The 26,570-nt window shown below is 65.8% G+C and carries 23 protein-coding genes; 14 read left to right on the forward strand and 9 right to left on the reverse strand.

Annotated elements, in window-relative coordinates:
• Positions 1-19: 19 nt before the first annotated feature.
• The 4 genes from N2603_RS20025 to N2603_RS20040 all read left to right on the forward strand — a co-directional run bounded on the left by N2603_RS20025 (position 20) and on the right by N2603_RS20040 (position 6,929).
• Positions 20-967 (forward strand): ABC transporter substrate-binding protein, encoded by a 948-nt coding sequence (locus tag N2603_RS20025; RefSeq protein WP_260424223.1) that lies wholly within the window; start codon positions 20-22, stop codon positions 965-967.
• 214 nt (positions 968-1,181) lie between these two features.
• Positions 1,182-3,440, forward strand: a complete 2,259-nt coding sequence (gene parC, locus N2603_RS20030) for a DNA topoisomerase IV subunit A (RefSeq protein ID WP_018644591.1) — start codon at positions 1,182-1,184, stop codon at positions 3,438-3,440.
• 389 nt (positions 3,441-3,829) lie between these two features.
• Positions 3,830-5,380 carry an ABC transporter substrate-binding protein gene (locus N2603_RS20035; RefSeq protein ID WP_260390090.1) on the forward strand — a complete coding sequence of 517 codons (1,551 nt, stop codon included), beginning with the start codon at positions 3,830-3,832 and terminating at the stop codon, positions 5,378-5,380.
• A gap of 4 nt (positions 5,381-5,384) precedes the next feature.
• Positions 5,385-6,929 carry a GMC family oxidoreductase gene (locus N2603_RS20040; RefSeq protein ID WP_260390091.1) on the forward strand — a complete coding sequence of 515 codons (1,545 nt, stop codon included), beginning with the start codon at positions 5,385-5,387 and terminating at the stop codon, positions 6,927-6,929.
• 181 nt (positions 6,930-7,110) lie between these two features.
• Here the strand turns inward: N2603_RS20040 and N2603_RS20045 are convergent, their stop codons facing one another.
• Positions 7,111-7,737, reverse strand: coding sequence for a LysR family transcriptional regulator (locus N2603_RS20045; RefSeq protein ID WP_260390092.1), 627 nt, complete (start codon positions 7,735-7,737; stop codon positions 7,111-7,113).
• A gap of 127 nt (positions 7,738-7,864) precedes the next feature.
• Between N2603_RS20045 and N2603_RS20050 the strand changes: the two genes are divergently transcribed.
• Genes N2603_RS20050 through N2603_RS20060 form a run of 3 tightly spaced genes read left to right on the forward strand, consistent with a single transcriptional unit; the run spans position 7,865 to position 9,828 of the window.
• Positions 7,865-8,734, forward strand: a complete 870-nt coding sequence (locus N2603_RS20050; protein WP_260390093.1) for a VOC family protein — start codon at positions 7,865-7,867, stop codon at positions 8,732-8,734.
• Between the two features lies 1 nt (position 8,735).
• Positions 8,736-9,122 carry a RidA family protein gene (locus tag N2603_RS20055; protein ID WP_260390094.1) on the forward strand — a complete coding sequence of 129 codons (387 nt, stop codon included), beginning with the start codon at positions 8,736-8,738 and terminating at the stop codon, positions 9,120-9,122.
• 22 nt (positions 9,123-9,144) lie between these two features.
• Positions 9,145-9,828: an L-2-amino-thiazoline-4-carboxylic acid hydrolase gene (locus N2603_RS20060; protein ID WP_260390095.1), complete on the forward strand. Its 684-nt coding sequence runs from the start codon at positions 9,145-9,147 to the stop codon at positions 9,826-9,828.
• 180 nt (positions 9,829-10,008) lie between these two features.
• On the opposite strand, the gene chrA is transcribed toward N2603_RS20060, so the two are convergent.
• Complete coding sequence (chrA, locus tag N2603_RS20065) at positions 10,009-11,394, reverse strand: chromate efflux transporter (RefSeq protein WP_260390096.1); 1,386 nt, start codon at positions 11,392-11,394, stop codon at positions 10,009-10,011.
• Positions 11,394-12,212, reverse strand: coding sequence for a chromate resistance protein ChrB domain-containing protein (locus N2603_RS20070; RefSeq protein WP_260390097.1), 819 nt, complete (start codon positions 12,210-12,212; stop codon positions 11,394-11,396). The genes chrA and N2603_RS20070 overlap by 1 nt, the downstream gene beginning before the upstream one ends.
• Before the next feature lie 199 nt (positions 12,213-12,411).
• Between N2603_RS20070 and dmeF the strand changes: the two genes are divergently transcribed.
• From dmeF to N2603_RS20095, 5 genes are all read left to right on the forward strand, one after another.
• Positions 12,412-13,383: a CDF family Co(II)/Ni(II) efflux transporter DmeF gene (dmeF, locus tag N2603_RS20075; protein WP_260390098.1), complete on the forward strand. Its 972-nt coding sequence runs from the start codon at positions 12,412-12,414 to the stop codon at positions 13,381-13,383.
• 82 nt (positions 13,384-13,465) lie between these two features.
• A complete protein-coding gene (locus N2603_RS20080) occupies positions 13,466-14,296 on the forward strand; it encodes an N-acyl homoserine lactonase family protein (protein ID WP_260390099.1) in 831 nt (276 codons plus the stop codon).
• Between the two features lie 83 nt (positions 14,297-14,379).
• Positions 14,380-15,258, forward strand: coding sequence for a DMT family transporter (locus tag N2603_RS20085; RefSeq protein ID WP_260390100.1), 879 nt, complete (start codon positions 14,380-14,382; stop codon positions 15,256-15,258).
• Positions 15,259-15,602: 344 nt separating this feature from the next.
• Positions 15,603-16,253: a hypothetical protein gene (locus tag N2603_RS20090; RefSeq protein WP_260390101.1), complete on the forward strand. Its 651-nt coding sequence runs from the start codon at positions 15,603-15,605 to the stop codon at positions 16,251-16,253.
• Between the two features lie 79 nt (positions 16,254-16,332).
• Complete coding sequence (locus N2603_RS20095; protein ID WP_260390102.1) at positions 16,333-18,396, forward strand: methyl-accepting chemotaxis protein; 2,064 nt, start codon at positions 16,333-16,335, stop codon at positions 18,394-18,396.
• Between the two features lie 13 nt (positions 18,397-18,409).
• On the opposite strand, the gene N2603_RS20100 is transcribed toward N2603_RS20095, so the two are convergent.
• Together N2603_RS20100 and N2603_RS20105 are read right to left on the reverse strand one after the other, a co-directional pair.
• Positions 18,410-18,598: a hypothetical protein gene (locus N2603_RS20100; protein ID WP_018644609.1), complete on the reverse strand. Its 189-nt coding sequence runs from the start codon at positions 18,596-18,598 to the stop codon at positions 18,410-18,412.
• Between the two features lie 31 nt (positions 18,599-18,629).
• Positions 18,630-19,787, reverse strand: coding sequence for an MFS transporter (locus tag N2603_RS20105; protein ID WP_260390103.1), 1,158 nt, complete (start codon positions 19,785-19,787; stop codon positions 18,630-18,632).
• Between the two features lie 163 nt (positions 19,788-19,950).
• Between N2603_RS20105 and N2603_RS20110 the strand changes: the two genes are divergently transcribed.
• Positions 19,951-21,213, forward strand: coding sequence for an adenylate/guanylate cyclase domain-containing protein (locus tag N2603_RS20110; protein ID WP_018644611.1), 1,263 nt, complete (start codon positions 19,951-19,953; stop codon positions 21,211-21,213).
• A gap of 33 nt (positions 21,214-21,246) precedes the next feature.
• Here the strand turns inward: N2603_RS20110 and N2603_RS20115 are convergent, their stop codons facing one another.
• Complete coding sequence (locus N2603_RS20115) at positions 21,247-22,011, reverse strand: hypothetical protein (RefSeq protein ID WP_260390104.1); 765 nt, start codon at positions 22,009-22,011, stop codon at positions 21,247-21,249.
• A 288-nt stretch (positions 22,012-22,299) separates the two neighbouring features.
• A complete protein-coding gene (locus tag N2603_RS20120; protein WP_260390105.1) occupies positions 22,300-23,544 on the reverse strand; it encodes an MFS transporter in 1,245 nt (414 codons plus the stop codon).
• Between the two features lie 170 nt (positions 23,545-23,714).
• On the opposite strand from N2603_RS20120, the gene N2603_RS20125 reads away from it, so the two are divergent.
• Complete coding sequence (locus tag N2603_RS20125) at positions 23,715-25,067, forward strand: Nramp family divalent metal transporter (RefSeq protein ID WP_018644614.1); 1,353 nt, start codon at positions 23,715-23,717, stop codon at positions 25,065-25,067.
• A 52-nt stretch (positions 25,068-25,119) separates the two neighbouring features.
• On the opposite strand, the gene N2603_RS20130 is transcribed toward N2603_RS20125, so the two are convergent.
• Both N2603_RS20130 and N2603_RS20135 read right to left on the reverse strand, forming a co-directional pair.
• The gene (locus tag N2603_RS20130; RefSeq protein ID WP_018644615.1) at positions 25,120-25,896 is read right to left on the reverse strand and encodes an arginyltransferase; all 777 of its coding nucleotides are present in this window, start codon (positions 25,894-25,896) and stop codon (positions 25,120-25,122) included.
• Positions 25,897-26,025: 129 nt separating this feature from the next.
• Positions 26,026-26,568 (reverse strand): RDD family protein, encoded by a 543-nt coding sequence (locus tag N2603_RS20135; RefSeq protein ID WP_260390107.1) that lies wholly within the window; start codon positions 26,566-26,568, stop codon positions 26,026-26,028.
• Positions 26,569-26,570: the final 2 nt, after the last annotated feature.

Genomic DNA, 26,570 nt, shown 5'->3' on the forward strand with positions numbered 1-26,570 from the left:
TGGTGCGGCCCTGGCCGCCATGTCGGCGCTGGGCGCACCGGCTCTTGCGCAGGCCCGCAGCAGAATCCGGCTCGGCTATCTCCACGTGGTTGCCGTGGACGGACACATCTGGACCGGCCTCGACCGCGGCTCGTTCGACCGCGAGGGAATTGATTTCGATCTGCACGAGTTCAGCACCGGACCCGAGGTCTTCGAGGCGATGGGGAAGAGGCGGGTCGATGTCGTGTCGGCCGGCGGCGTGATCTCGAACTATCTCGCGCTTGGCCAGGGCCGGGGCTTTCTCATCAACGACATCGAGGTGGCGACCGCGCAGCTTTGGGTCCGGCCGACGCTCGGCGTAAAGACCTTCGCCGACCTCAGGGGGAGACGGATCGCGACGACCACGAAGACGACCGCGCACATCTTTCTCGACAGGGCGCTGCGCGCCAATAACATCAATCCGTCCGAGGTCGAGATCGTCAATCGCCGCATGCCCGCCGCAGTCCAGGCGTTCATCGCCGGCGACGTTCCTGCTGTGGCGCTCTGGGTGCCGTTCAATATCGCCGTGCGCCAGGCGCTGCCCGAGGCGATCAAGCTCGTCGATGCGTCCGCCTTCTATCCGCAATCGGCCGTGCTGGGCGGTTGGGCCGCGAGGAGCGATTACTATCCGGAGAACAAGGAGGTGCTCAGCCGGATCATCCGTGCCTGGACGGACGCCAACGATCACATGGTCCGCAATCCGGCGGCGGCCGCGGAGGCCTTGCAGAGGTCGCACTATCAGCAGTCGGGGCGGGACGACCTCGCCGAGGCCTTCAAGGCGCAGAAGCTTTATTCCTCGCGCGAATGGCGCCGCCTCTATTCGGACGGCTCTGTCGTGAAGTGGCTCCAGCAGGTCAGCGACTTCTTCATGGCAGATGCCGGAGTCACGAGCCCGGTCCGGGCATCGGACTATTTCGACACGCAGCTCTATCTTTCGACCGTCGCGTAAATGCTCGACGCGACCAGCACCCCATACCGCCCGGACCGCGGCGGGGCGCCCTGTGGATAACTCGCGCCGCGGCCATGGCGCAGGGAAGGGGCGCATGTCGCTGCCCAGCCTGCTATATATCCGCCCGAATCGTGCCCCAGCGGGGGAGAATTGGCCAGGTCTTTGGGGGGAGTTGCCCGAGACCTAGCCGGAAGTCTTTGAAAGTAAAGGCCTAATGGGCAAACGAATAGTTCCGCCGGAAGAGCCGGCCGAAATCCATGAGGTTCCGCTGCGGGAAGCGCTGGAAGAGCGCTATCTCGCGTATGCGCTTTCGACCATCATGCACCGCGCGCTGCCGGACGCGCGCGACGGTCTGAAGCCGGTGCACCGGCGCATCCTCTACGGCATGCGCCTGCTCCGGCTCGACCCCGGCACGGCGTTCAAGAAGTCCGCAAAAATCGTCGGCGACGTGATGGGCTCGTTCCATCCGCACGGCGACCAGGCGATCTACGACGCCATGGTCCGCCTCGCGCAGGATTTCTCCTCGCGCTATCCGCTGGTCGACGGCCAGGGCAATTTCGGCAATATCGACGGCGATAATCCCGCCGCCTACCGCTACACCGAAGCGCGCATGACCGACGTGGCGCGGCTTCTGCTCGAGGGCATCGACGAAGACGGCGTCGAATTCCGCGCCAATTACGACGGCCAGTCGAAAGAGCCCGTCGTGCTGCCCGGCGGCTTTCCGAACCTGCTCGCCAACGGCGCGCAAGGCATCGCGGTCGGTATGGCGACCTCGATCCCGCCGCACAACGCCGCCGAGCTGTGCGATGCCGCGCTGCATCTGATCGAGAAGCCCGACGCGAAGTCGAAGGCGCTGATGAAGTGGGTCAAGGGCCCGGATTTCCCGACCGGCGGCATCTGCGTCGATTCCAAGCAGGCCATTGCTGAAGCCTACACGACCGGCCGCGGTTCGTTCCGCGTCCGCGCCCGCTGGGAGCAGGAGGAGGGCGCGCGTGGCACCTGGGTCATCGTCGTCACCGAGATTCCCTTCCTGGTACAGAAGTCGCGCCTGATCGAGAAGATCGCCGAGCTGCAGGACCAGAAGAAGCTGCCGCTGGTCGGCGACGTCAGAGACGAGTCGGCTGAAGACGTCCGCATCGTCATCGAGCCGAAGTCGAAGAACGTCGATCCCGCCCTGATGATGGAATCGCTGTTTCGGCTCACCGAGCTCGAGAACAAGATTCCGTTGAACCTCAACGTGCTGATCAAGGGCCGCATCCCCAAGGTGGTGGGGCTCGCGGAGTGCTTGCGCGAATGGCTCGACCATCTGCGCGACGTGCTGATCCGCCGCAGCAACTATCGCAAGACGCAGATCGAGCACCGCCTGGAAGTCCTCGGCGGTCATCTGGTCGCCTATCTGAACCTCGACAAGGTGATCAAGATCATCCGCACCGAGGACGAGCCGAAGCCGGCCTTGATCAAGGCGTTCAAGCTCACCGAGATCCAGGCGGAAGCTATCCTCAATATGCGTTTGCGCAATCTGCGCAGGCTTGAGGAAATGGAGATCCGCAACGAGGACAGGGATCTCCGCAAGGAGCTGAAGGGCATCGAAGGCGTGCTCGCTTCCGAAGCCGAGCAGTGGAAGAAGGTCGGCGAGCAGGTCGGCAAGGTCCGCGACATGTTCGGACCGAAGACGCCGCTCGGCAAGCGCCGCACCACTTTTGCAGATGCGCCCGAGCACGATCTCGCCGCGATGGAAGAAGCCCTCGTCGAGCGCGAGCCGGTGACGGTCGTCGTGTCAGACAAGGGCTGGATCCGCACCATGAAGGGCCATGTCGAGGATCTCTCGGGCCTCGCCTTCAAGCAGGACGACAAGCTCGGCTTCGCCTTCTTCGCGGAGACGACCTCGAAGCTGCTGCTGTTCGCGACCAACGGCAAGTTCTACTCGCTCGACGTCGCGAAGCTTCCGGGCGGTCGCGGTCACGGCGAGCCGATCCGCCTGTTCATCGACCTCGAGCAGGAGGCCGCTCCCGTTGCGCTGTTCGTCAACAAGGGCGGTCGCAAGTTCCTGGTCGCGAGCCATGAGGGCCAGGGCTTCATCGTCAACGAGGATGATTGCGTCGGCACCACCAAGAAGGGCAAGCAGGTCCTCAACGTCGACATGCCGAACGAAGCGCGCACGGTCACCGAGGTGATCGGCGACACCGTCGCGGTCATCGGCGAGAACCGCAAGATGCTGATCTTCCCGCTCGACCAGGTGCCGGAGATGGCCCGCGGCCGTGGCGTGCGCCTGCAGAAGTACAAGGATGGCGGCCTCTCCGACGTCGCCGTGTTCGACGCCAAGGCCGGCCTGACCTGGAAGGACTCTGCCGGTCGCGAGTTCTCGGCGACCATGAAGGAGCTCGCGGAGTGGCAAGGCACCCGCGCCGACGCCGGCCGCCTGCCGCCGAAGGGTTTCCCGAAGTCGAACAAGTTCGGCAAGGTGATCGGGTAGGGCTCTTTCGTGTCCCGGACGCGCTGCAACGCTCTTCGCGTTGCTGCGCAGAGCCGGGACCCACGCCACACGGATTGCCGGGAGACATGGGCCCCGGCTCTGCAGCGCACCGCTTCGCGCTGCGCTGCGTCCGGGGCACGAGGGAGTGTGCCTGGTTCTCTCCCCACCGTCATTGCGAGCGTAGCGAAGCAATCCAGACTGCCTCTGCGGAAAGACTCTGGATTGCTTCGCTGCGCTCGCAATGACGAGAGGCGATAGCGCTGCTCTCCAACTGACATTGAGTACCCCGCAAACGCTTGGCAGATAGTCGTGAGCGCATACGTGCGGGCACGAACATTGCTTTTTCCTGGCGACTGCAAAACGGCTGGTCAAAAGGCAAATACACCCCAATGTTCAAATTGAAGGCTTTCATTCCGGCGCTGCTGGGCCTCGCGCTGCTGGCGGCGCCGGCGCATGCGGCGGGCAATCTCGTCGCGGTGCTCGAGGCGGAAATTGTCACGCTCGATCCGCATTTCTCCACGGCCTATATTTCGCGCACGTTCGGCTACATGGTGTTCGACACGCTGTTCGCGAAGGACTCCAAGGGCGACATCAAGCCGCAGATGGTGCAGGACTGGAAGGTCTCCGCCGACGGTTTGACCTACACGTTCACGCTGCGCGACGGCCTGAAATGGCATGACGGCCAGCAGGTCACGGCGGCCGATTGCGTGGCATCGCTGCGCCGCTGGGGCACCCGCAGCGCGCTCGGCCGCCGCATTTTTGCGATCACGGCTTCGCTCGAGCCGACGGATGCAAAGACGTTTGTGCTGACGCTGAAGGAGCCGTCCGGCCTCGTCATCGACGCGCTCGGCAATCCCGTCAGCCCGGTCGCCTTCATGATGCCCGAGCGCATCGCGAAAACGCCCGGCGACCAGCGCATCACCGAGATCGTCGGCTCCGGTCCGTTCGTCTACAGCAAGGCCGATCACCGCACCGGCGACCGCATGATCCTGAAGAAGTTCGCCGACTATGTGCCGCGTCCTGAAACCGCCGACTTCCTTGCCGGCGGCAAGCGCGTCAACGTCGACACGCTGGAGATCCGCGTCATTCCCGACGGCGCGACCGCCGCGTCGGCACTGCAGGCCGGTGAAGTCGACTTCATGCAATACGCGCCGTTCGATCTGCTGCCACAGCTGGAGAAGAACTCCCGCGTCAAGCTGTTCAACTTCACCGGCGGCAACATGTTCGCGGGCGCCTATCGTCTCAACGCCGCGTCAAAGCCGTTCGACGATCCCGAGATCCGCCGCGTGCTGTGGAAGCTGGTCGACCAGCGGGAGGTGCTGGATGCGCTCGGCCTGGATGCCAAATACGCCACGCCGTGCGCGACTTACTTCACCTGCGGCACCACTTATGAGAGCAAGGCGGGGACTGAAGCCGCCGCAAAGCCGTCGATCGAGGCGGCGAAGGCTGCACTGAAGGCGACCAAATATGCCGGCGAGCCCGTCGTCGTCATGGAGGCCAACGATCTCGAAGCGCCGCGCGTCTCGGCGCAGGTGCTGGCCGAGCGGCTGAAGGCTACCGGCTTCAACGTCGATCTGCAGGTGATGGACTGGGCGAGCGTGCTGGCGCGCCGTGCCAAGAAGGAGGGTTGGAGCGTCTATGGCGTTCACGCCGGCGGTTTCGATCTCGGCTCGCCGCTGACCAACGTCATGGTCGCCTTCAACTGCGCCGACTTCACCGGCTGGCAATGCGATCCGCGCATCACGCCTCTGTTGGAAGCCTTCGCCAAGGCGCCGGCCGAGGAGGACCGCAAGAAGATCGCGGGCGAGATCCAGAGCGTGATGTACGATCAGGCGCCTGCGATCCCGTGGGGCCAGTTCGCCCAGCCGGCCGCCTATCGCGCGACCTTGCGTGGTCTGATACCGTCAGCCATCCCGGTGTTCTGGAACGTTGAGAAGTAACGCGATGTACGATGTCATTGTTGTCGGCGGCGGTTCCGCCGGCGCCGCTGTGGCCGCAAGGCTCTCCGAAGATCCCGCACGCCGCGTGCTGCTGTTAGAGGCCGGTCTCGACTGGCGCGCTGATGAAGCGCCGTGGGAAGTGAGGACGCCCAATCCGATCCCGATCATCCACAAGCGCGAATATCAGGAGAAGTGGCAGTGGCCTGATCTGCTGACGCGCCGGGTGGCGGGGCAGGAGCCGCGCTTCTACTGGCGCGGCAAGGGGCTCGGCGGCTCATCGATGATGAACGGCCAGATCGCGATCCGCGGTGTCGCCGATGCCTTCGACGAATGGGCGGCCAAAGGGTGCACCGGCTGGTCAGCCAAGGACGTGATGCCGCTATTCTCGGTGATCGAGGATGATCTGGAGTTCGGCGACGCCGAGGGACATGGACGCGGCGGACCGCTTCCAGTCTACCGCGCGCCGCCGGAGACGTGGGGGCCGATCGATCGCGGCTTGCGCGATGCTGCGCTCGCGAGCGGCTATCCCTGGTGCGCCGACGTCAACGGTCCTGATGGCGAGGGCGTTGCCTGCTACCCCATCAACAGCCGCGACAGCCGCCGCATCACCACCAACGAGGGATATCTGGAGCCCGCGCGCGGAAGGGCCAATCTGGAGATCCGCGGGCACGCGCTGGTCGATCGCGTGCTGATCAGCGACGGACGGGCGACCGGCGTCCGCGTCCATGTCGAGGGGCAGGGCACCCAGGAGATCAGCGCGCGTCACATCGTGCTCTGCGCCGGCGCGATCCACAGCCCGGCGATCCTGCTGCGGTCGGGCATTGGCCCGGCCGATGAGCTGAAGGCGATGGGCATCGCGGTCGAGCGCGACCTGCCGGTCGGCCGCCACTTCTTGGACCACCCGCTGTTTCGCGCCACGATCCAGCTCCGCGAAGACCTGCGGCCGACCGATCCAGACACCCGCCATACCAATTGTTGCGTGACCTATTCTTCTAGTCTCGCCAATGGCGGCAAGCGCGACATGATCCTGATCGCGTTCAACCATCGCGGCATCGGCATGCCGGGTGCGATCGGCGCCGGACTGTTCAACGCCTATTCGCGCGGCACGCTCAAGCTGGCCTCGACCGACCCAGCGATCGATCCGGTCGTCGAGGAGAACATGCTGGCCGATCCCCGCGACATGCTGCGGATGATGGATGCAGTGAAACGCCTTGCCGTGATCACCTCGCAGCCGGCCCTTTCAGGCATCGCCGACTGGATCCGGCTGACCGACACCGACTTGACGCTGCCGCAGGCAGCAGCGCTGCCCGATCACGAGCTCGATGCGCTGCTGCGGCGAGAGACCGGCGACATCCAGCACGCCGCCGGCAGCTGCCGCATGAGCGGCGCTGGCGACGCCGATGGCGTGGTCAATCCGGATGGCACCGTGAAAGGGATCAGCGGCCTGCGCGTCGCCGACGCCTCGATCATGCCGTCCGATTGCCGCGCCAACACCCATTTCACCACGGTGGTGATCGGTGAAGCGATCGCGCGGATGATGATGCGGTAGTTATCCCGTCATCCCCGCGCAATGGCTACGCCATTGCGCGGGGGCACGGTGATGGGGTGCGCTCGCTGTTTCTCCATCGTCATTGCGAGCGGAGCGAAGCAATCCAGAATCTTTCCGCGGAGACAGCCTGGATTGCTTCGCTCCGCTCGCAATGACAGAGCAAGCAGTGAGGCGATTGCTCTCAACTGCCGACGGTGCCGACCAGGCGCGGGCTGCGGTTTGCGCGCGAGGTCTCGGCCGACAGGGCGCGCAGCCATTCGCGGAAGCTGACGATCTCAGGGCAATCGGCGGTGCCTTCGGGCGCGATCAGCCAATCGCCCAGGCCCGATCCCTGGTTGACCCGGTCACAGCGATAGCCGGGATGGTGACCAAGCCCGCGAGCGATCAGCAGATCGACCTTGCCCTCGACCAATTCGTGCAGGCCGGCCGGCTGCAGCACCCTCAAACCGACGTCCGCATGCGCGTTGCGAAATTCCGCCAAAGCGAGCCGGCGCAAGTCGAAGGTGCCGTGGACGCCCAATTGCAGCAGCACCACTCCCGCCGGCTTCAATTGCGCGGTCGCCTCCGCAATGTGGCGAAAGCCTTCGGAGATTCCGGGCAGATAGGCCTGACCGGCCGCGGTCAGGATCAGCTGCTTGTGCAGCCGCTCGAACAGCTGCACGCCGAGGCGCGCCTCCAGCGCCTTCACCTGCTGCCCGACGGCGGCAGGCGTCACGTGCAGCTCGTGCGCGGCGAGCTTGAAGCTGAGATGTCGCGCGGCGGCTTCGAAGGCGCGGAGCGCGTTGAGTGGTGGAAGGGCGTAGGTCATCGCGGTTCAGTTTGACACCGATCGCCTGCGGCCTTGCAATAGATTTTCTTGCGCTGAACCGCAGGAATGATGCTTTGCGCCGCGGCGATGTTGCCGGGTACGGTCAGCCTGCAATCCGGAGAACCCCATGCCCCGCCGACTGGATCATCTCGTCATTTGCGTCCGCGATCTCGAACAGGCTGCCCTGGATTGGCAGGCGCTGGGCTTCAAGCTCACGCCGACCGGTGTGCACCCGTTTGGAACCAGCAACCGCCTCGCGCAGTTCGCCGACAATTTTGTGGAGCTGCTGGCCGTCACCGACGATGCGCTGGTGCCAGCAAGCGCACCCGGCCATTTCAGCTTCGCAGCCCACAACCGGGATTTTCTGACGCAGGCCGAAGGCATGTCGATGCTGGTCCTGCATAGCACCGACGCCCATGCCGACGCGGCCCGCTTCAAGGCCGACGGCATCGGCGCCTACGCGCCGTTCGACTTTGGCCGCGATGCGGTGCTGCCTGATGGAGGCACGGCACGCGTTGGCTTTTCCCTGGCCTTCGCCACCGATCCGGCCATGCCCGGAGTAGCGTTCTTCACCTGCCAGCAGCGTCACCCGCCGGAACTGTTTTGGAAGCCGGAGTATCAGCGGCACGCCAACGGCGCCGCGCGCGTGATCGAGGTCGTGATGTCGGCCGAGGAGCCGGCGGCGCATCGCGATTTTCTCGAGCGCCTCATGGAAGGGCCTGCCGGGCTTGCGCCTGGCTGCTTGACGATCGGCGACAGCGATAACCGGGTCACGTTGCTCGACCCGTCCGAGCTGGGGCGCCGGTTGCCGGGCCAGGTCAGCGGTTCATCGCCGCGCTTTTGCGCTGCGCGCCTCGCGGTCGCCGATCTCGATGCGACGCGGCGGGCATTGGAGAGCAACGGCGTCGGATTCGCGATGACCGGCGGCGTGCTGCTGATCCCGCCCGTCGCCACGCATGGTCTGGCGCTGGAATTCGTTGAACAGGAGGCAGGCTGACATGGCGCACATCCTCAACCACAATCCCGCAGCGGTCCATCCACCCGCCGGCGGCTACAGCATGGGCGTTGAGCTCAGTCAGCATCGCCGCCTGCTGTTCATCAGCGGTCAGGTGCCCGAGGCATCCGACGGTGCCGTGCCTGACGGGTTCGAGGCGCAATGCGAGCAAGCCTGGCGCAATGTGGCGGAGGTGCTTGCCGCTGCCGGTCTTGGCGTCGAGCACCTGGTCAAGGTCACGACGTTCCTGACCGAGCGGGCCCAGGTCGTGCCGAACCGCATCATTCGCCGCAACGTGCTCGGCGAGCACCGGCCCGCGCTGACGGTCGTGATCGTCGAAACCGTCGACAGCAAATGGCTGCTGGAGATCGAGGCGATCGCCGCGGAATGAACCCAATCCTGTCAGGCGTCCAATGGCCGAGATGATCCATCCATTCTACGAGGCGCATCGCGCTGCCATGGAGGCCGCCATGCGCCATCGCCTCGATCTTGCCGAGGCGATGCTGCGGGAACGCGCGCATCTGTCCGATATCGACGGGATCAGGCAGGAGGTGATGGACGAATTCGAGATCGTGCTCACCCAGATGCCCTATGTCGGGGGCGCGGCCAGTCGCATGAGCGATTTCTTCATGCGTCTGATCGGCTTCATGGCGATCAGCCGGATGCTCCGGCGGCGCGGCGTGCCGCTGCCAGTGATCGGCGAGATCGAGCGGGAAACCTACAAGGCGCAATTGCTCACCGTCTCCGAAGCGGAACGCCTCGCCGCGGGACGTCAGTTCATGTCGCCTGAGAACCAGGCCCTGCTACGCGAGCAGGCTGCACTGAGCGCGGCGAGCAGCCATCAGGACGCCTTTCCGGAAGACTTCGTCTACGATTTCGTCGAGCCTGGCCCAGGTGACAATTTCGAATTCGGTATCGACTACAAGGCCTGCGGCTTCTGCAAATTCGCGGCGCGCCATGGCGACAAGGGCATCCTGCCGAACATTTGCGGGCTTGATTTCGACGCCTATGCAACGCGGGGCATCCGTCTGGAGCGGACACAAACGCTCGCCGGCGGCGCAAGCCACTGCAATTTCCGGTTCTCGCGGATGGGTTAGGCGAGTTGGGGGGCGCTCTGTTCGTCCAACACCGGTGTCATGCCCCGCCTAGTGCGCAATTGCGCACGGGGGCGGGGCATCCAGTACGCCGCGACCTCTCGATTCAACTACAACTGCTGCGGCGTACTGGGTCGCCCGGTCAAGCCGGGCGACGACAGTGAGAGTGGGGCTAGCAGCGCCTCAGATCACCCCAGCCACCCGCAGCACCACGCCCGCCGCGCAGCTGCCGGCCAGCACCGTGAGCATCCCCAGCTTGAAGCGGAAGATCGCGGTCGCGGCCGCGATCGCCAGCACGAGCGCGGGGATGTCGACGCTGGTCAAGACCGGCCGGTCGAAGGCGAAGGGGAAGGCGTGCACCGGCGCGGTTTCGCGGAACAGCGTGTGCAGGGCGAACCAGATCGAGAGGTTGAGGATCACGCCGACGACCGCGGCGGTGATCGCGCTGAGCGCGCCGGCAAGGCCGGTGTTGCCGCGCAGGCGCTCGATATAGGGGGCGCCGACGAAGATCCAGAGGAAGCAGGGCGTGAAGGTGACCCAGGTTGCGAGCAGGCCGCCGAAGGTCGCCGCGACCATCGGCGACAGGCCGCTTGGATCGCGATAGGCCGCCATGAAGCCCACGAACTGCAGCACCATGATCAGCGGACCCGGCGTGGTCTCGGCCATGCCGAGGCCGTCGAGCATCTCGTGCGGCTTCAGCCAGTGATAATGCTCGACCGCCTGCTGGGCCACATAGGCCAGCACCGCGTAGGCGCCGCCGAAGGTGACGAGCGCCATCTTCGAGAAGAACAGCGCGATCTGGCTGAAGACGTTGGCCTCACCGAACGCGGCGAGCAGGGCGATCACCGGCACCAGCCAGAGCGCCAGCCACAACGCGCCGACGCGGATCGCGCGGCCGGTGTCGGGTTTGATGTGATCGGGCACGGCATCGCCGAGCATGCTGTCGATCACGGCGCTGCTGTCGCCATGGCCGTGACCGGCCGGGGCAAATTCCGGACGACCTTGCCGCGCGCCGATATATCCGATCACGCCGGCGGCGATGATGATGATCGGGAAGGGGATGGCGAAGAAGAAGATCGCGACGAAGGCGATTGCGGCGAGCGCGATCATGATCCGGTTCTTCAGCGCGCGCTTGCCGACACGCACCACGGCCTCGACGACGATGGCGAGCACGGCGGCCTTCAGGCCGAAGAACAGCGCCTCGACGAAGCTGACATTGCCGAAAGCCGCGTAGATGTAGCTCAAGGCCATGATGGCGATGATGCCGGGCAGGATGAACAGCCCGCCCGCCATCAGCCCGCCGGCGGTCCGATGCATCAGCCAGCCGACATAGGTCGCAAGCTGCTGCGCCTCCGGTCCCGGCAGCAGCATGCAATAGTTCAGCGCATGCAGGAAACGGCCTTCGGAGATCCACTTCTTCTCCTCGACGAGGATGCGATGCATCACCGCGATCTGGCCCGCGGGCCCGCCAAAGCTCAGGCAGGCGACGCGCAGCCAGACACGGAAAGCCTCGTTGAAGCTGATGCCGTGACCGGCATCAGCTCCCGTTTGAAGGCTGCGGGTATCCATTACGCCTTCACCTTGTTGGTCGGCCAGTTGTGGGTCTCGGCCGTCGCGTCGCGGCACCAGCGGTAGAACGCGTCGTAGAGCGTCATGCCGGCCTCGAGCTGTTCGAGATCGTCATCGTACATCCGCGACAGCCCGAGCGAGGCGGCGAGCAGGCCGGGCGCCTCCGGCGCGAGGTCGGGCCGCGCGGTGTCGGCGCCGCGCACCAGCGTCGCGAGGTGGAGCAGGGCCGGCGTCGCGATGCCGAACTCCTCGATCATGACGTCGAAGGTGCAGAGCTCGCCGCGGTGGCTCCAGAACACGTTCTCGATGTCGAAGGGGGCCGCGCCAAAGCGCTCGCCGACCGCGACCACCTCGGACGGTGCGACGTAGAGGAACACCGCATCGGGATCGACGAAGCGGCGAATCAGCCATGGGCAGGCAATGCGATCGACCTTCGGCCGCGCCCGCGTGACCCAGACCGTGCGTCCCTTGGCGTCGCGCGGCGGCAGCTTGCGGGTATCGAGCAGCGGCAGTTTTGCTGCCTTCCAGCCCTCGAAGCCGCCATCGAGCGTTTCGGCCTGCACGCCGAGTTGCCTCAGCCAGGCAGCTGTGCCCTGCGCGAGCTTGGCGCCGCGCAGGCAGGAGACGATGGCCGAGCGGCCGGCAAATTCGCCGCCCCATTCGGCAACGGTCTCGTGGCTGCGCCTGATGGAGCCGGGGATCAGCCGCCGGTCGGCGGCAAAATCCTCCTCCGTGCGGACATCGATCAGGACAGGGGGATTGGCCGTGCCGATCAGGCGCGCCAATTTATCGGGTGATATGGTCGTGAAAGTAGACATGTTGATGCGTCCTCGCAAAAACTGAACGGGACGCGATACTTGGGCATGTCGCCTCGTGGGGAGATCGCTCAAATCCCCATGGGCTGATTACAGCTAAACTAAGCGGAACTGTCAATCCGCAGGACGATTGGGCCTTAGAAAATTGGGCTTCACCGGTCTATAATGCGCGCCAATAGACCTGAATCCTCTGGAGAATTCGATGCATTCCCACTCCATTGAACAGTGGACGCATGACCATGCCTTCCTGGGTGAGAAGCACGACGAGAACGAGCGGCGCACCTGGCTCGTGGTCGTGCTGACGCTGGTTATGATGGTCGGCGAGATCGTCGCCGGCTCGCTGTTCGGTTCGATGGCGCTTCTGGCCGACGGCTGGCACATGGGCACGCATGCGGCCGCGCTCGGCATCGCTGCCTTCGCCTACCGCTTCGCGCGCAGGCACCTGGGGAATGCGCATTTCACCTTCGGCACCGGCAAGTTCGGCGATCTCGCCGCCTTCTCCAGCGCGATCATCCTGGGACTGATCGCGGTCGAGATCGCCTATGAGAGCGTGCTGCGGCTGATCACGCCGGTGCCGATCGTCTATGGCGAGGCGATCGCGGTGGCCGCGCTGGGGCTGTGCGTCAACCTCGCCAGCGCGTGGCTCTTGCGCGACAGCCACGACCATCACCATCACGGTCATGATCATGGCCACAGCCATGCGCATCATAATCACGATGAGCACGATGAGCACGACCACCATCACCATCATCACGACAACAATCTCCGTGCGGCCTACGTCCACGTCATGGCGGACGCAGCGACCTCGGTGCTGGCGATCGGCGCCCTCGTGGTCGCGATGTATTCGGGCTGGGTCTGGGCTGACCCGGCCGTGGGCCTGATCGGCAGCGTCGTGATCGCGAGCTGGGCGTTCGGCCTGATCAAGTCGTCAGGCGCGGTGCTGCTCGACGTGCGCGCCGACGAGAAGCTGGAGCGGGTGATCCGGGCGCGCATGGAGGTCGGCGAGGACCGCGTCACCGATCTGCATCTCTGGCAGGTCGGCCCCGGCCATTGCGCCGTGCTCGTCTCGGTGGTCTCGGACAAGCCGAAGCAGCCGGCTGTCTACAAGAAGCGGCTCGCCGGGCTGAAGGGCCTCAGCCACATCACGGTCGAGGTCGAGACCTGCCCGCATTGACGTGATCTGCGGAATTCTGCGGCGCGACCGGGGTTGATCCTCGGTCGCAGCTCCCCAAACGCTTGCCAAGGAGGGACCAAGGATGACGTCCGGGATCAAGCTTGCTTTTGCCGCCGCTGCTCTCACCTTGTTCAGCCATGCAGCGATGGCGCAGTCGGAGAAGACCGGCGTCGAAAGGCTCTACGTCCTCAATTGCGGCGAGGGTACCGCCGGCGACATCTCGCGCTGGACGCCCGGCATCAACGAGGGCAAGACGATGGACTTCGTCGACAGCTGCTACCTCATCAAGCACGCCAAGGGCTGGTTCCTGTGGGACACCGGCATCGCCGATGCCGTCGCGGCCATGCCCAACGGCCTGGCACCGGCCGACCCCAAGGCCGTGACCTGGCGCCGGCCGAAGACGCTGGCCGCCCAGCTCGAGCAGCTCGGCCTCAAGCCCGATGACGTCAAGGCGATGGCGGTTTCGCACACCCATCCGGACCACACCGGCAATGTGGAGCTGTTCCCGCAGGCTATGCTCTACGTGCAGAAGGTCGAATATGACTGGCCCGGCGCCAACAACGAGCCGCGCTTCAAGCCTTCGCATCCGGTCGAACTGCTCGCGGGCGACAAGGATGTGTTCGGCGACGGCAGCGTGACCATCCTGTCGACGCCCGGCCACACGCCGGGACACCAGTCGCTGCTGGTGAAATTGCCGAAGACCGGCGCGGTGGTGCTGTCCGGCGACGCCGTGCACTTCAAAGACAATTGGGACAACCGCCGCGTGCCCAGCATGAACGTCAACAAGGAGATGAGCGCGGCCTCGATGCAGAAGATCGCTGACACCCTCGCCAAGGAGAAGGCGCAGCTCTGGATCAACCACGACAAGGCGCAGCGCGACAGCCAGAAGATGGCGCCGGAGTTTTACGACTAGCGCGCGTCAAGCCCCCTGTTGCCACACCGCTGTCAGCAGGGCTGTGCTAACCGCCCGCAAAAGCTCCGGGACAGGAGGCGGTCGTGGGGGAGTGGCTCGGGGTTGCGATTGCGCTGGCGTCGAGCAGCATCGGCGGCACGGCGGCGGCGATCACCCGCTATCTCGTCGGCGGCGCCGATCCGGTCCTGCTGGCGATCCTGCGCTGGGGGATCGGCTTCCTCTGCCTGCTGCCATGCGCACTGCTGCTCCGGGTGCGCTGGCCGCAGCGCTCCGACTGGCCGGCGGTGGCGCTGCTCGGCATCTGCTTCTTCGGCCTGTTCTTCATCCTCTACAACATCGCGGTGTCCTACACGACGGCCGCGCGTGCCAGCCTCGCGCTGGCGACGCTGCCGCTCCACACCATGGTGGTCGGCGCGATCCTCGGCGTGGAGCGGCTGACCGCGCGCAAGATCACCGGCGTCGGCATTGCCGTGCTCGGTGTGACGGCAGCGCTCGCGGCGGGCCTGGCGCAAAGTCCGGCCGGCGCGTGGCGGGGTGAGTTGATCATGACCGCAGCCGTGTTCTGCATGGCGTTCTACAACGTGCTGTCGCGGCCGCTGATGCAGCGCTCGAGCGCGCTCGGCTTTCTCACGGTCGGCATGGGCGCGGGCGCTGTGGTGCTGGTGATCGCTGGCTTTGTGAAGGGAAGCTTTGCGGCGCTCGATCATTTCACCACGGCGCAATGGATCGCCGGCGTCTATCTCGGCGCCGGTGGCGGCGCGCTCGCCTTCATCCTCTGGGTCATGGCGCTGGCGCGGGCGACGCCGACCCGCGTCGCCAACACGATGACGGTCAATCCGATCGCCGCCACCTTGCTGGCCGCGCTGCTGATCGGCGAGCCGATCACGGCAAATCTTCTGATTGGGTTGGTCGCCGTCTTCGCCGGCATCTGGATCGCAACCGGCGAGGCGAAGACAAGCTGATCGGCTCCGCGCTGTGCGAAGGTTTGAATGTCGCAGGAGTGTCACGAACGGTTCGCTTCGAACACCGCGTTCGTTGTGCCGGCGAATGCAGGCAGATGCAGAGCGCAATCATTGCCGTGCCTATAGTTTCGGCAAGGCGTCATCGAAGATCGAGCAGGCATACCGTTTGGAAAGACGATCATGCTTTTTCCGAAGCGGCGAACACGCGCGCACTTAAGCGGACCTTAAAGACTCGGCCGATATGCATGTCAGCGTGCATAATTCAACGGGACGGCAAGGCTATGCGTAATGCGATCGGACGGCGTCAGTTCTTGTGCGGTTGTTGCGCAGTGCTTGGAGCTGCGGTGCTGCCGAGACAAGCGAAAGCCGCGGGCGATCCCGAGATCGTTCCGATCGAGTTTGCGAGCTTTCACGATCAGACGTTCAGCAACGAATATCTGCAGTTCATGAATGTCACGATCCCGCCGGGGCAGATCGCAGCCTATCACCGGCACACCAGGGACTTTGCGCAAGTCTACATGGCGGTCTCGGACGCGGAAGGGACGCCGCTCGGCGGCAAGCCCGTCATCACGCCGCGCAAGGTCGGCGAAGTGCTGTTCACCAACTACACGAAGCAGCCGGTGGTGCATCAGGTTGCCAATGTCGGCGCCAGCGATTTCCGGATCATGGGGTTTGAGCTGTTCGACTCTCAGCCGGGCCGCTTCTCGCCGCTGCCGCGCCCCGAGCCCTACGTTTCGGTGATGGACAACCACCGCGTCCAGGCCTGGCGGTTGATCCTGAAGCCGGGCGAGGTTGCGCCGGCGATGCAGCAGGCCGCGCCCGGCGTGCGCATCGTGGTGCAGGGTGGCATGCTGGTCGAGGGTGTGCAGGGCAAGCCGGAGCACAAGCTCAACCTGAAATACGGCGACTTCGCGTGGCAGAATGCGGGCCCGGTCCGGACGATGCGAAACGCAGGGACTTCGACCGTCGAGCTCGTCGAATTCGAACTGAAGTAGGGGACGCGGGTGGGGGCGTGAAGGCTGGCGGGGGCCGGCCTTTTACGTCCGGGGCTTTAATGGGAATGAGGAGCGGGGCGTGTCTATCAAGCGGTCGGGAATTGCCATTGCAGCGCTGATGTCGGGCGTCGTCGTTCTGACCTCGGGCCTTCAACTGAGCGAGCGCTTGAGCGCCTACCAGAACGCCATCGCGGCGCACGCCCTGGAGACTCGTCTGGCTGCCGGCTTCGACGCAGTCGGCAGCCTCACCATCGAGCGCGGTCCCGTCAATCGGGCACTGCTCGGCAAATCCGCGGCGGACGATGCGGTGCTCAAGGAGTTCGCCGACAATCGCCGCGCCAGCGACGAGGCCTTGGTGAAACTGGAAACGCTGGCCCGCGGCGATGCCGACCTGACGCGGCGGGTCAAGGCCGCCGCGGCGAAGATCGCCGCCGCGCGCGCGGAAGCCGCATCGCACTGGCAGAAGCCGCTGACGGAGCGTCCCGGCGCCGCCGCCGCCAAGGCCATGCGCGACTACGCCGATGCGATGGCGAGCCTGAACGAGTTGCTGGAGTCCGGCATCAAGGCGACGATGCGCCTCAGCACAACGGCGGGAAACCTGCTCGACGTCGCACAGAAGGGGTGGGTGATCCGCCAGACTGCCGGCCAGGTCTCGCTGTTGATTTCGGGGCTGGTGACAGCGGGCCGTCCGGCCACATTGGCGGAACGGGACGAACTCAACGCCGCGATCGGCCAGATGACGCGCCTTTGGGCTGAAATTCTCGACCGCGGCGACGACGTTCAAGCACCCAAGAACACGCGGGCCAGCGTCGGTGCGGCCAGGGATCGCTACTTCGGTTCGGACAAGCCGCTCCGCGAGGCGCTGATGAAAGCCGCGTTCGACGGCACGCCTTACGCGGTGTCGGTGGATGAATGGCGCAAGTCGGCGACGGGCGCGAACGCCTCGCTGCTGGGAATCCGCGATGCCGCGCTGCGCGATGCGCAGGCCGTGGCGGAACGGGACGAAGCCGACGGGCTTGGCGGCATCCTGTTCGCCGGCGCGGCCATTCTGGTCGTCCTGGGATTGTCGGCGGCTGCGTCCGTCCTGCTCGTGCGTCACCTGCTCACGCCAATCTCTAAGCTGTCGGAAGTGATGACCCGGCTCGCCCGCAACGAGGAAGCCGAGGTGCCGTTCGCTGCCCGCAAGGACGAGATCGGCGGCATGGCGCTCGCGGTGCAGGTCTTCAAGGAGGCCATGATCACCACCAATCGACTGGCTGGCGAGCAGGCGGCCGAGCGGATCGTCAAGGAGAAGCGTGCGGCGCGTCTCGAAGGCCTGGTCAGCGATTTCGAGGCCAAGGCGGGGGCCATGGTGGCACTGCTGGCGTCGGGGGCAACCGAGCTCGAGACGACCGCACGTTCGATGTCCTCGACCGCGACGCAGACCAAGGGGCAGGCGACGACCGTCGCTGCCGCAGCCGAAGAAGCGAGTGTGGGCGCGAGCACGGTTGCCTCTGCGGCCGAGGAGCTGACGGCCTCGATCGGTGAGATCAGCCGCCAGGTCGCGCAATCCTCGACCATCACCGGGCGCGCGGTGGCCGACGCGCAGCGCACCGACAAGATCGTGCAGACATTGGCCGAGGGCGCCGAGAAGATCGGCGAGGTCGTGACCCTGATCCAGGCCATCGCCGCTCAAACCAACCTGTTGGCCTTGAACGCGACGATCGAGGCGGCGCGGGCGGGGGAGGCCGGGAGAGGCTTTGCCGTGGTCGCCTCAGAGGTGAAGATGCTGGCGAACCAGACGGCATCGGCAACTGCGGAGATCGGCGCCCAGATCGCGCAAATCCAGGCGGCCACCAAGGAGGCTGTCGACGCGATCCGCGGCATCAGCGGGACGATCGAAGAGGTCAGCTCGATCTCGAGCGTGATCGCAACGGCAGTCCAGGCACAAGGCGTGGCAACGGCGGAAATCGCCCGCAACGTTCAACAGACGTCGCAATCGGTGAAGGACGTGACGGCGAATATCAGCGGCGTGAGCAAGGCGGCCACGGAAACGGGCGTTGCGGCAAGCGAGGTGCTGAGCGCGGCAGATGGCCTGTCGCGACAGGCCGAGCAGCTGACGAGCGAAGTGGGCAGCTTTGTCGAGGACGTCCGGGCCGCCTAAAGCGCGATGTGCTTTAGCGCGGCGCCGTCACCGGAGGCGGGCTCGCCTCCGGCGTCTTCTTCGGCTTCAGCGAGCCGGCATAGAACGAGACCAGCCACACCAGCAGGAGGGCGAGGAGATAGACGCCCCAGGCCTGCGGCGGCGTGGTCGCCCAGCGCAAAAGGCCCTTGAATGTGCGCGGCGGATTGTTGTCGTCGGTCATGGCCCGCTTGTGCGCGAAAGCGGCGATGCGGTCAATCCGGCCGCTGTCCGGCCCGGATCAGGAACAGCGCCGCAAGCGCCGAGAGGCTGAGTGCGGAGGAGACGATCAGCACCTTGGCGCCCATGACGTCGATGAGCAGGCCGAAGACCAGCGGCGCCACCGCCTGCGCCATCCGCGCCGGCGCGCCGATGATGCCGAGGCGGTAGCCGAAATCCTTGGGGCCGAAGATCGACAGCGGCAGCGTCCCGCGGGCGATCGTCAGGATGCCGTTGCCGGAGCCGTGGAACAGCGCAAAGGCGCTCGCGGCGGCACCGCCAAAGATGGCTATGACGGCAGCGCCGATCGGATGGGTGAGGCAGGCGAGCCGCGTCGACCACAGCGGATGAAAGCGGCTCAGGACGCTCGCTTCGAGGATGCGCGCCACCACCTGCGCCGGGCCGATCAGCGCGCCGGCCGCGATCGCCTCGACATGGCTCGCGCCCGTTGCCTCGACGATGCGCGGAAAATGCACCGCCATCGCCCCAGTGACGGTCCAGACCGCGGCGAAGACGAAGGCGAGCAGGAGCATGGTGCGGTCGAGCGGCACATGCGGCTTCTCGGCCGTCGCCGCCGCCTGCCTCGCGCCTTTGATCGTGGGCAGCATGAAGAAATTGAGGGGCAGGCCGATCAGGATGTTGGCGGCGGCCCAGGCAAAGCAGGTCTCGCGCCAGCCGATATGGGCGAGGCCCCAGGCGGTGAGCGGCCAGCCGACGGTGGAAGCAAAGCCCGCCATCAGCGTGATGCCGGTGATGGGCCGGCGCGCCTCGGTGCCGTAGATGCGCCCCAGAGCAGCGAAGGCGGCATCATAGAGGCCCATCGCCATGCCGATGCCGAGCACGAGCCAGGCGATCGCCATCACCAGGACGGATTGCGACAACCCAAGGAGTATGAGGCCGGCGGCAATCGTCAGGTTGGAAATCGACAGCACCTGCCGTCCGCCGACGAGATCGATCTGCCGCCCGATGCGCGGGCCGAGCATCGCCGAGATCACCAGCGAGGCCGAGAACGCGCCAAAAATCCAGTTGGAGGAGATGCCGAGGTCGTGCGCCATGGGATCGGCGAGCAAGGCCGGCAGATAATAGCTGGACGCCCAGGCCAGTGTCTGCGTGGTGCCGAGCGCCAGGATGATCGGAAGCTGGCGCTGGCTCATATTCCTGTATTTCTGGTCGGCGGTGTCATTGGTTCCATTTGCAGCCGGCCATGACAGCGCGTCAACAGCACCTGCGGCATATTCGACCTGCTGCGGGCGGGTGCCTTGGCGCGCGACGTTCGCGCGGCCTTCCGCTCGTCACGAATGCACGCCATAATGGCGTATGCAATTGACCTCGCGCCTCGCGCTGATGAACTGGCTGACCGGCCAGGGGCTCACGGGCCTGCCCGAAAATGAACTGCTCCGCGGCTTCTGCGAGCGCTGTCGCGCCGAGGGCCTGGAACTCTCGCGCGCGCTGGTCGTCATCGACACGCTGCATCCGATCTATGAGGGGCGCGGCTTCCGCTGGAGCGACCGGCAGAGCAACGAGAGCGAAATGTTCGAATACGGCTCGACCGCCGAGGGCGACGCCGCCAAGAGCTGGCGCCGCTCGGTGTTCTTCCACATGCTCGAGCACGGCCACGACGAAATGGTGATCGATCTGGCCGACGCACCGTCGCTGGATTTCTCGCAGATCGGCGAACTCGCCGAGAAGGGCCACAAGCACTATCTCGCCTTCGTGCATCGCTTCGGTGAGAACGGCGCGCTCGGCCTGATGGACTGCCTCTATTCCTGCTGGACCACACGCCGCGACAGCGGCTTCAGCGCAGCCGAGCTGGAGTCCCTGCGCGATCTCGTGCCGGTGCTGGGGCTTGCGATCAAGTCGGCGCAGCAGGTCGACATCGCGCGCACCTTGGGGCGCGTCTATCTTGGCCGCGGCGCCTCGGAGCAGGTGCTGGGCGGCCGCATCTCGCGCGGCGTCACCGAGCGCATCAACGCCGTGCTGTGGTATTCGGATTTGCGCGGCTCGACCGGGATCAGCGAGAGCATCGGTCCGGACGAGATCATCCCGTTCCTCAACGACTATGCGCAGGCCGTGATCGATGCGATCCACGACGCCGGCGGCGACGTCCTGAAGCTGATCGGCGACGGCGTGCTGGCGATGTTCACCGGCGAGGACATGGCGCATGCGCGGCGTGCGGCGCTCCGTGCCGAGCATCTGTTCCGCCAGAACGTCGCGGCGCTGAACGCGCGCCGGGCGGCCGACGGCCGTCCCACCACGTCCGCCTATATCGGCCTGCATGTCGGCGAGGTCTTCTACGGCAATATCGGCAGCGAGGACCGGCTCGATTTCACGGTGGTGGGCCCGACCGTGAACGAGGTCAGCCGCATCGCCTCGATGAGCCGCTCGGTCGATCGCGAGCTGCTCGCGTCGGCGGAGTTCTACAAGGGTCTCGACGCCGCCGGCCGCCGCTATCTCGTCTCCACCGGCCGCTACGCGCTGCGCGGCATCGGCCGCGCGCAGGACCTCTACACGCTCGATCCCGATGTCGACGCGAGCGAGCCGGTGACGGGGAGCTATGAGCGGTACCTGGCGGCCAATTAGGGGGCGGGGCGCTCAGCTATCGCGCCTGCCTGACTAGAGTTTGGATCGGAAACTCTCGACCATCGAGCGGAACTCCGGCAGGGCCTCGTCAAAGCGCTCTTGCGGCGCCATGCCCATCAGCAGAAAGGGACGTCCCGACGGATAGAGGGCGACGACGAAGTAGCGAAGCGGCCGGCCGCTCGACTGCTTGCCCTCTGCGAGATATTCGAAACCGGGCATCCCTGATATCTGTAGCGGCTTCGAACTCAGGATCACCTTGTCGGTGATGGCTTTCGACATAAGGAACTGCCGTTCGCCGAAGGCCTGTTGATCGGACGGCGCAATGATCCCGTCCGCCGCCAAGGTCACCACGAAGCCGACGTCGTCCAACTTCCCCTCAGGCGGTGGGGGCGTTTCCTTCGCCAGGAGGCCGCGGCCCGCCAGTGGTTTGCGGTACTTGAACCGCGAGGTGGGCTCGATCGAGAATGGCAACGCCGCGATCGGATCGCTTGTGCTGACCGCACTGATCCTGACGCTGGCCAGAGTCGCCCGGATCACCGCGTCCGAGAGGCGCGCCGGCGCGGGCCTCGGGATCGACATGGTCACGATCGCGACCATGTCCGGGCCTTTGACGTTCAACATCCATTTGTCGAAGGTCTGATTGCCGGTGCGCTGCTCCGCCCTGACGGTCACCTGTTCGTAGGGCAGTCCTTCGATCGTCTCGGTGGACAGGAGGCGCATGCCGTGCCTGGCCATCGCTTCGGCGCTGATGCCGGCGCGAATTTGCTCGAACGCCGCCGGCGGAAACTCCACCAGCACGATCGAAGCGCTGCCTTCCTGGTCCAGGAAGCCCGAGAAGGTGGTTGCGACCGCAAAGCCCTTTGGTGGCTCGAGGCTGATGCGGCTACCGGGTGGTTTGATCGGCTCGGCGACGCTTGCGGACGTCAAAGTGCTCGCGACGATCCAGCATGCGAGTGCAATGCCGGCAGCGAATTGTCTGATCACGACCGAGAACCACCACAGTTGTTGCCATGCAACCTTATATTGGCGAAGCATGACACAACAAGTGCGGGCATATCCTTGCCGAAGGCGAGCTTCGACGAATTGCTAGCAGCTCGCCGCCGCTTCGTCCCCGACCATAACCGGCTGCCGATCCAGCGCGGCTGCCGGCGACAGCCAGATCACCAGCGCCTGCGCGCCGAACACGGCTGCTGCGAGATAGAGGCACGCTTCCGCGCTCCAGAAGCCGCCGACGATCGCGCCGAGGGCCGAGCCGAGCGGGCGGGCGCCGTAGCTCATGATGTTGATGGCGGAGACGCGGCCGAGCAGGCGCGGCGGCGTCACCGACTGGCGCAGCGTCGTGGTCGAGATCACCCACAGGATCGGCCCAGCGCCGAGCAGGAAGAAGCTCAAGCCTGCAAGCCAGGGTGAGGGGACCAGCACCGTCAGCGCCATCACGACCGAGGCGACGAAGCCCGTGACCGGGCCGAGGCCGACGACCGTGCCGAAGGCGATGCGCTGCATCACGCGCGTGGCAAGGAGCGCGCCGATCACCATGCCGACGCCATACATCGTCAGCACCGTGCCGACGCCGGCGGCGGTCAGGCCGAGATGGCGCACGGCATAGGGCACGAACACCGCGATCTGCAGGAACCAGCCGGTGTTGAAGATGAACTGGGTGATGAACACCGGCCGCAGCAGCGGATGGTGGAACACGAAGGCCGCGCCCTCGCGGATCTCCTGGAACGGATGGCGCCGTGGCATCGGTGCGCGGGCGGGCTCGTAGATGCCGGAGAGCAGCACCACGGCGACGGCCGATAGCGCCGCGGCAAAGCCGAAGGCGAGGCTTGCCCCCCACCAGCCGACCAGTGCGCCGCCGAGCGCGGGCCCACTTGCGAAGGCAATGGTGCGCGCAAGCTCGATCCGCGCATTCGCTGCCGGCAACAGGTCCGCGTTGACCAGCGAGGGCACCAGCGCAGGCGCGGCAACGCTGTAGACGACGGTGCCGCACACTGCCGTGAAGCCGAGCAATGCCAGCAGCGGCAGATTGAGCGCGCTCAGCGCGAGGAGGAGCACGATGGCCGCAAGGGCTGCGGCCCGCAGCGCCTCGGCGCCCGCCATCAGCGCGCGGCGGGAGATGCGGTCGGCGAGCAGACCAGCCGGAATGGCGAACAGCACGAAGGGCAGGGTCAGCGCGGTCTGCAGCACGCCGGTCTGGCCCTCGGCGACCCCGAGCGTCAGCACGGCGACGATCGGAGCGGCGGCGAGCGCGATCTGCTCGGCGGATTGCGCTGCGAGATTGGACCAGGCGAGGCGGCTGAAGGTGTCAGGGAGGCGCTGCGAATTTGACATGGCTCATTTCCTGCAAAGTCGGATTGGCGCCAGTATCCGCTTCCGGGCGCGGCCAAACCCACCCGCTTTCCGACAGGGCAGGGCAGAGCTCCGCTGTGCCGGGGAACCGATGCGGCTAGATGCAGTTGCAAATGAGTTGCAATAAGCCCCGACTTCGGTATTCTGACCGTATGGATGCCCGATCGCCTGATTTAACCCCCGATGCCGCCGGCTGGCGCACTGACGCGCCAGCCACCAAGAGCCTCGCCGAAGTGAACGCCACGGTCGCCATTCCGGTCGCGGCCCAGTGGTGGCGGCGGCTGCTCGCCTTCGTCGGTCCGGGCTACCTCGTCTCGGTCGGCTACATGGACCCCGGCAACTGGGCGACCGACCTCGCCGGTGGATCGAAGTTCGGCTACACGCTGCTCTCCGTCATCCTGCTCTCGAACCTGATGGCGATCCTGCTGCAGTCGCTGGCGGCGCGGCTCGGCATCGTCACCGACCGCGATCTCGCGCAGGCCTGCCGCGCCACCTATTCGCCGGCGGTGAACTTCCTGCTCTGGCTCGCCTGCGAGGCCGCGATCATCGCCTGCGATCTCGCCGAGGTGATCGGTACCGCGATCGCGCTGAAACTGCTGTTCGGCATTCCCCTGATCGGCGGCGCATTGCTCGCCGCGCTCGATGCGTTCCTGCTGCTCATCCTGATGAACCGCGGCTTCCGATTCCTGGAGGCCTTCGTCATCGCGCTGCTGGCGGTGATCGCGGCGTGCTTCGTGGTCCAGATCGCGGCGGCGGCTCCTCCGGTCGCGGAGGTCCTGCGCGGCTTCATGCCGAAGAGCGAGATCTTCACCAATCCGGAGATGCTCTACATCGCGATCGGCATCATCGGTGCCACCGTTATGCCGCATAATCTCTATCTGCACTCCTCGATCGTGCAGACGCGTGCCTATGAGCGCAACGACGAGGGCCGCCGCGAGGCGATCAAATGGGCGACGACGGACTCCACCATCGCCCTGATGCTGGCGCTGTTCATCAACGCCGCGATCCTCGTCGTGGCCGCCGCGACCTTCCACAAGAGCGGCCATGCCGACGTCGCCGAGATCGGCCAGGCGTTCGAGCTGCTCTCGCCCCTGCTCGGCCTCGGCATCGCCTCGACGCTGTTCGCGGTGGCGCTGCTCGCCTCGGGCCTGAACTCGACGGTCACTGCGACGCTCGCCGGCCAGATCGTGATGGAAGGCTTTCTCGACCTGCGCCTGCCGAGCTGGGCGCGCCGCCTGCTCACGCGCGGCATCGCCATCATTCCCGTCATCATCGTCACCGCGATCTATGGCGAGCGCGGCACGGCAGATTTGCTGGTGTTCAGCCAGGTCGTGCTGTCGATGCAGCTGCCCTTCGCCGTCATCCCGCTGGTCCGCTTCGTCTCCGACCGCCGCAAAATGGGCCAGTTCGCGATACCGGTGTCCGTTGCCGCGATCGCCTGGATCGTCGCGGGCGTGATCGTGGTTCTGAACGTGAAGCTGCTGGCGGATACGCTGTTCGGGTGAAGTTGCCACTACGCAGCTGTCATCGCCCGCCTTCGCGGGGCATGACAGAAAGCTAATCCTGCGGCTCGGACGCCGTATCGCCCTGCGCGTCGATCCGCAGCCAGCCTGACGGGGCGAGGCGCTGCTGCGGCAGGAAGCGGGCCTTGTAGTCCATCTTCTTGGAGCCCTCGATCCAGTAGCCGAGATAGACGTAAGGTAGGCCCTGACGTCGCGCGCGGGCGATGTGGTCGAGGATCATGAAGGTGCCCATCGAGCGGCTGACCTGGCTCGGCTCGAAGAAGGAATAGACCATCGACAGGCCGTCGCTGAGGACGTCCGTGAGCGCCACCGCGATCAGCTCCTCGCCGCGGCCGGTGATGCCGCTGTCGGGGCCGCGTTTGCGGTACTCGATGATGCGGGTCTCGACATGGCTGTCCTCGACCATCATGGCGTAGTCGAGCACGGTCATGTCGGCCATGCCGCCATGGCGGTGGCGGGCGTCGAGATAGGCGCGGAACACCGAATATTGCTCGGAGGTCGGCACCGCACTGCGCTGCTCGCCGATGATGTCGGCGTTGCGCGCCATCACCTTGCGGAAGTTGCGCGAGGGGCGGAACTCGTTGGCGATGACCCGGACCGAGACGCAGGCGCGGCACTGATCGCAGGCCGGCCGGTAGGCGATCGACTGGCTGCGGCGGAAGCCGCCATGGGTCAGGAGGTCGTTGAGGTCGCCGGCGCGGTCACCCACGAGGTGCGTAAACACCTTGCGCTCATGCCGGCCCGGCAGATACGGGCAGGGCGAGGGCGCCGTGAGGTAAAACTGTGGGGTGTCGCGCGAGTGCTGGGTCAAGGGACGTCGTGGGCCTCCGAAGTGGGTATCAGCATCGCGCTACGGAAGCTCTCGGTCAATTGGTCTGCTCGGCAGGTCAGATGCGTCAGCTTAGTCGGTCCTGGTTGATAGGTTCTTGATCACGGGTTCTCAGTAGGTCCTTGCGCCTTGCGGCACGGGGGCACGGACGGAATTGTTGATCACGACCGTTCCCAGCACGAAATCATGCAGCAGGCGCCGGCGGCCGTTGAACAGCCCGACCAGCACCACGAAGGGCGACAGGAACGACACCGTCACCCAGAACAGCACAGCATGGGTGGCGCCGAGCACGAAATAGCCGGGTGCGCCGTACCAGGTGCGCAGCTCCAGGTCCATGACCCGCATGCCGATCGTTGCCGAGGACGGTCCGCCGATGCAGGCCCCGTAATAGACGATGGCCCAGATCACGGAGGCCGGCCAGGCCAGCCAGAACAACGCCCAGCCGATGCCGAGCGTGACCACGCCGAACAGCGCGATGAAGATGTAGCCGAGGATGACGGGAACGGAGATCACGACCATGTCGATCAGGAACGCGAACACGCGCCGCGTCGCGACGCCACGGAACAGTTCCGGATGCAGATAGGGATCGTAGGCGTGCGCCTGGACCGCGCCGTCGTTGCGCCAGGCGCCTGAATTACCCGAGTCGTACGACATAG

The organism is Bradyrhizobium huanghuaihaiense (assembly GCF_025200885.1).
Taxonomy (GTDB): Bacteria; Pseudomonadota; Alphaproteobacteria; order Rhizobiales; family Xanthobacteraceae; genus Bradyrhizobium; species Bradyrhizobium huanghuaihaiense.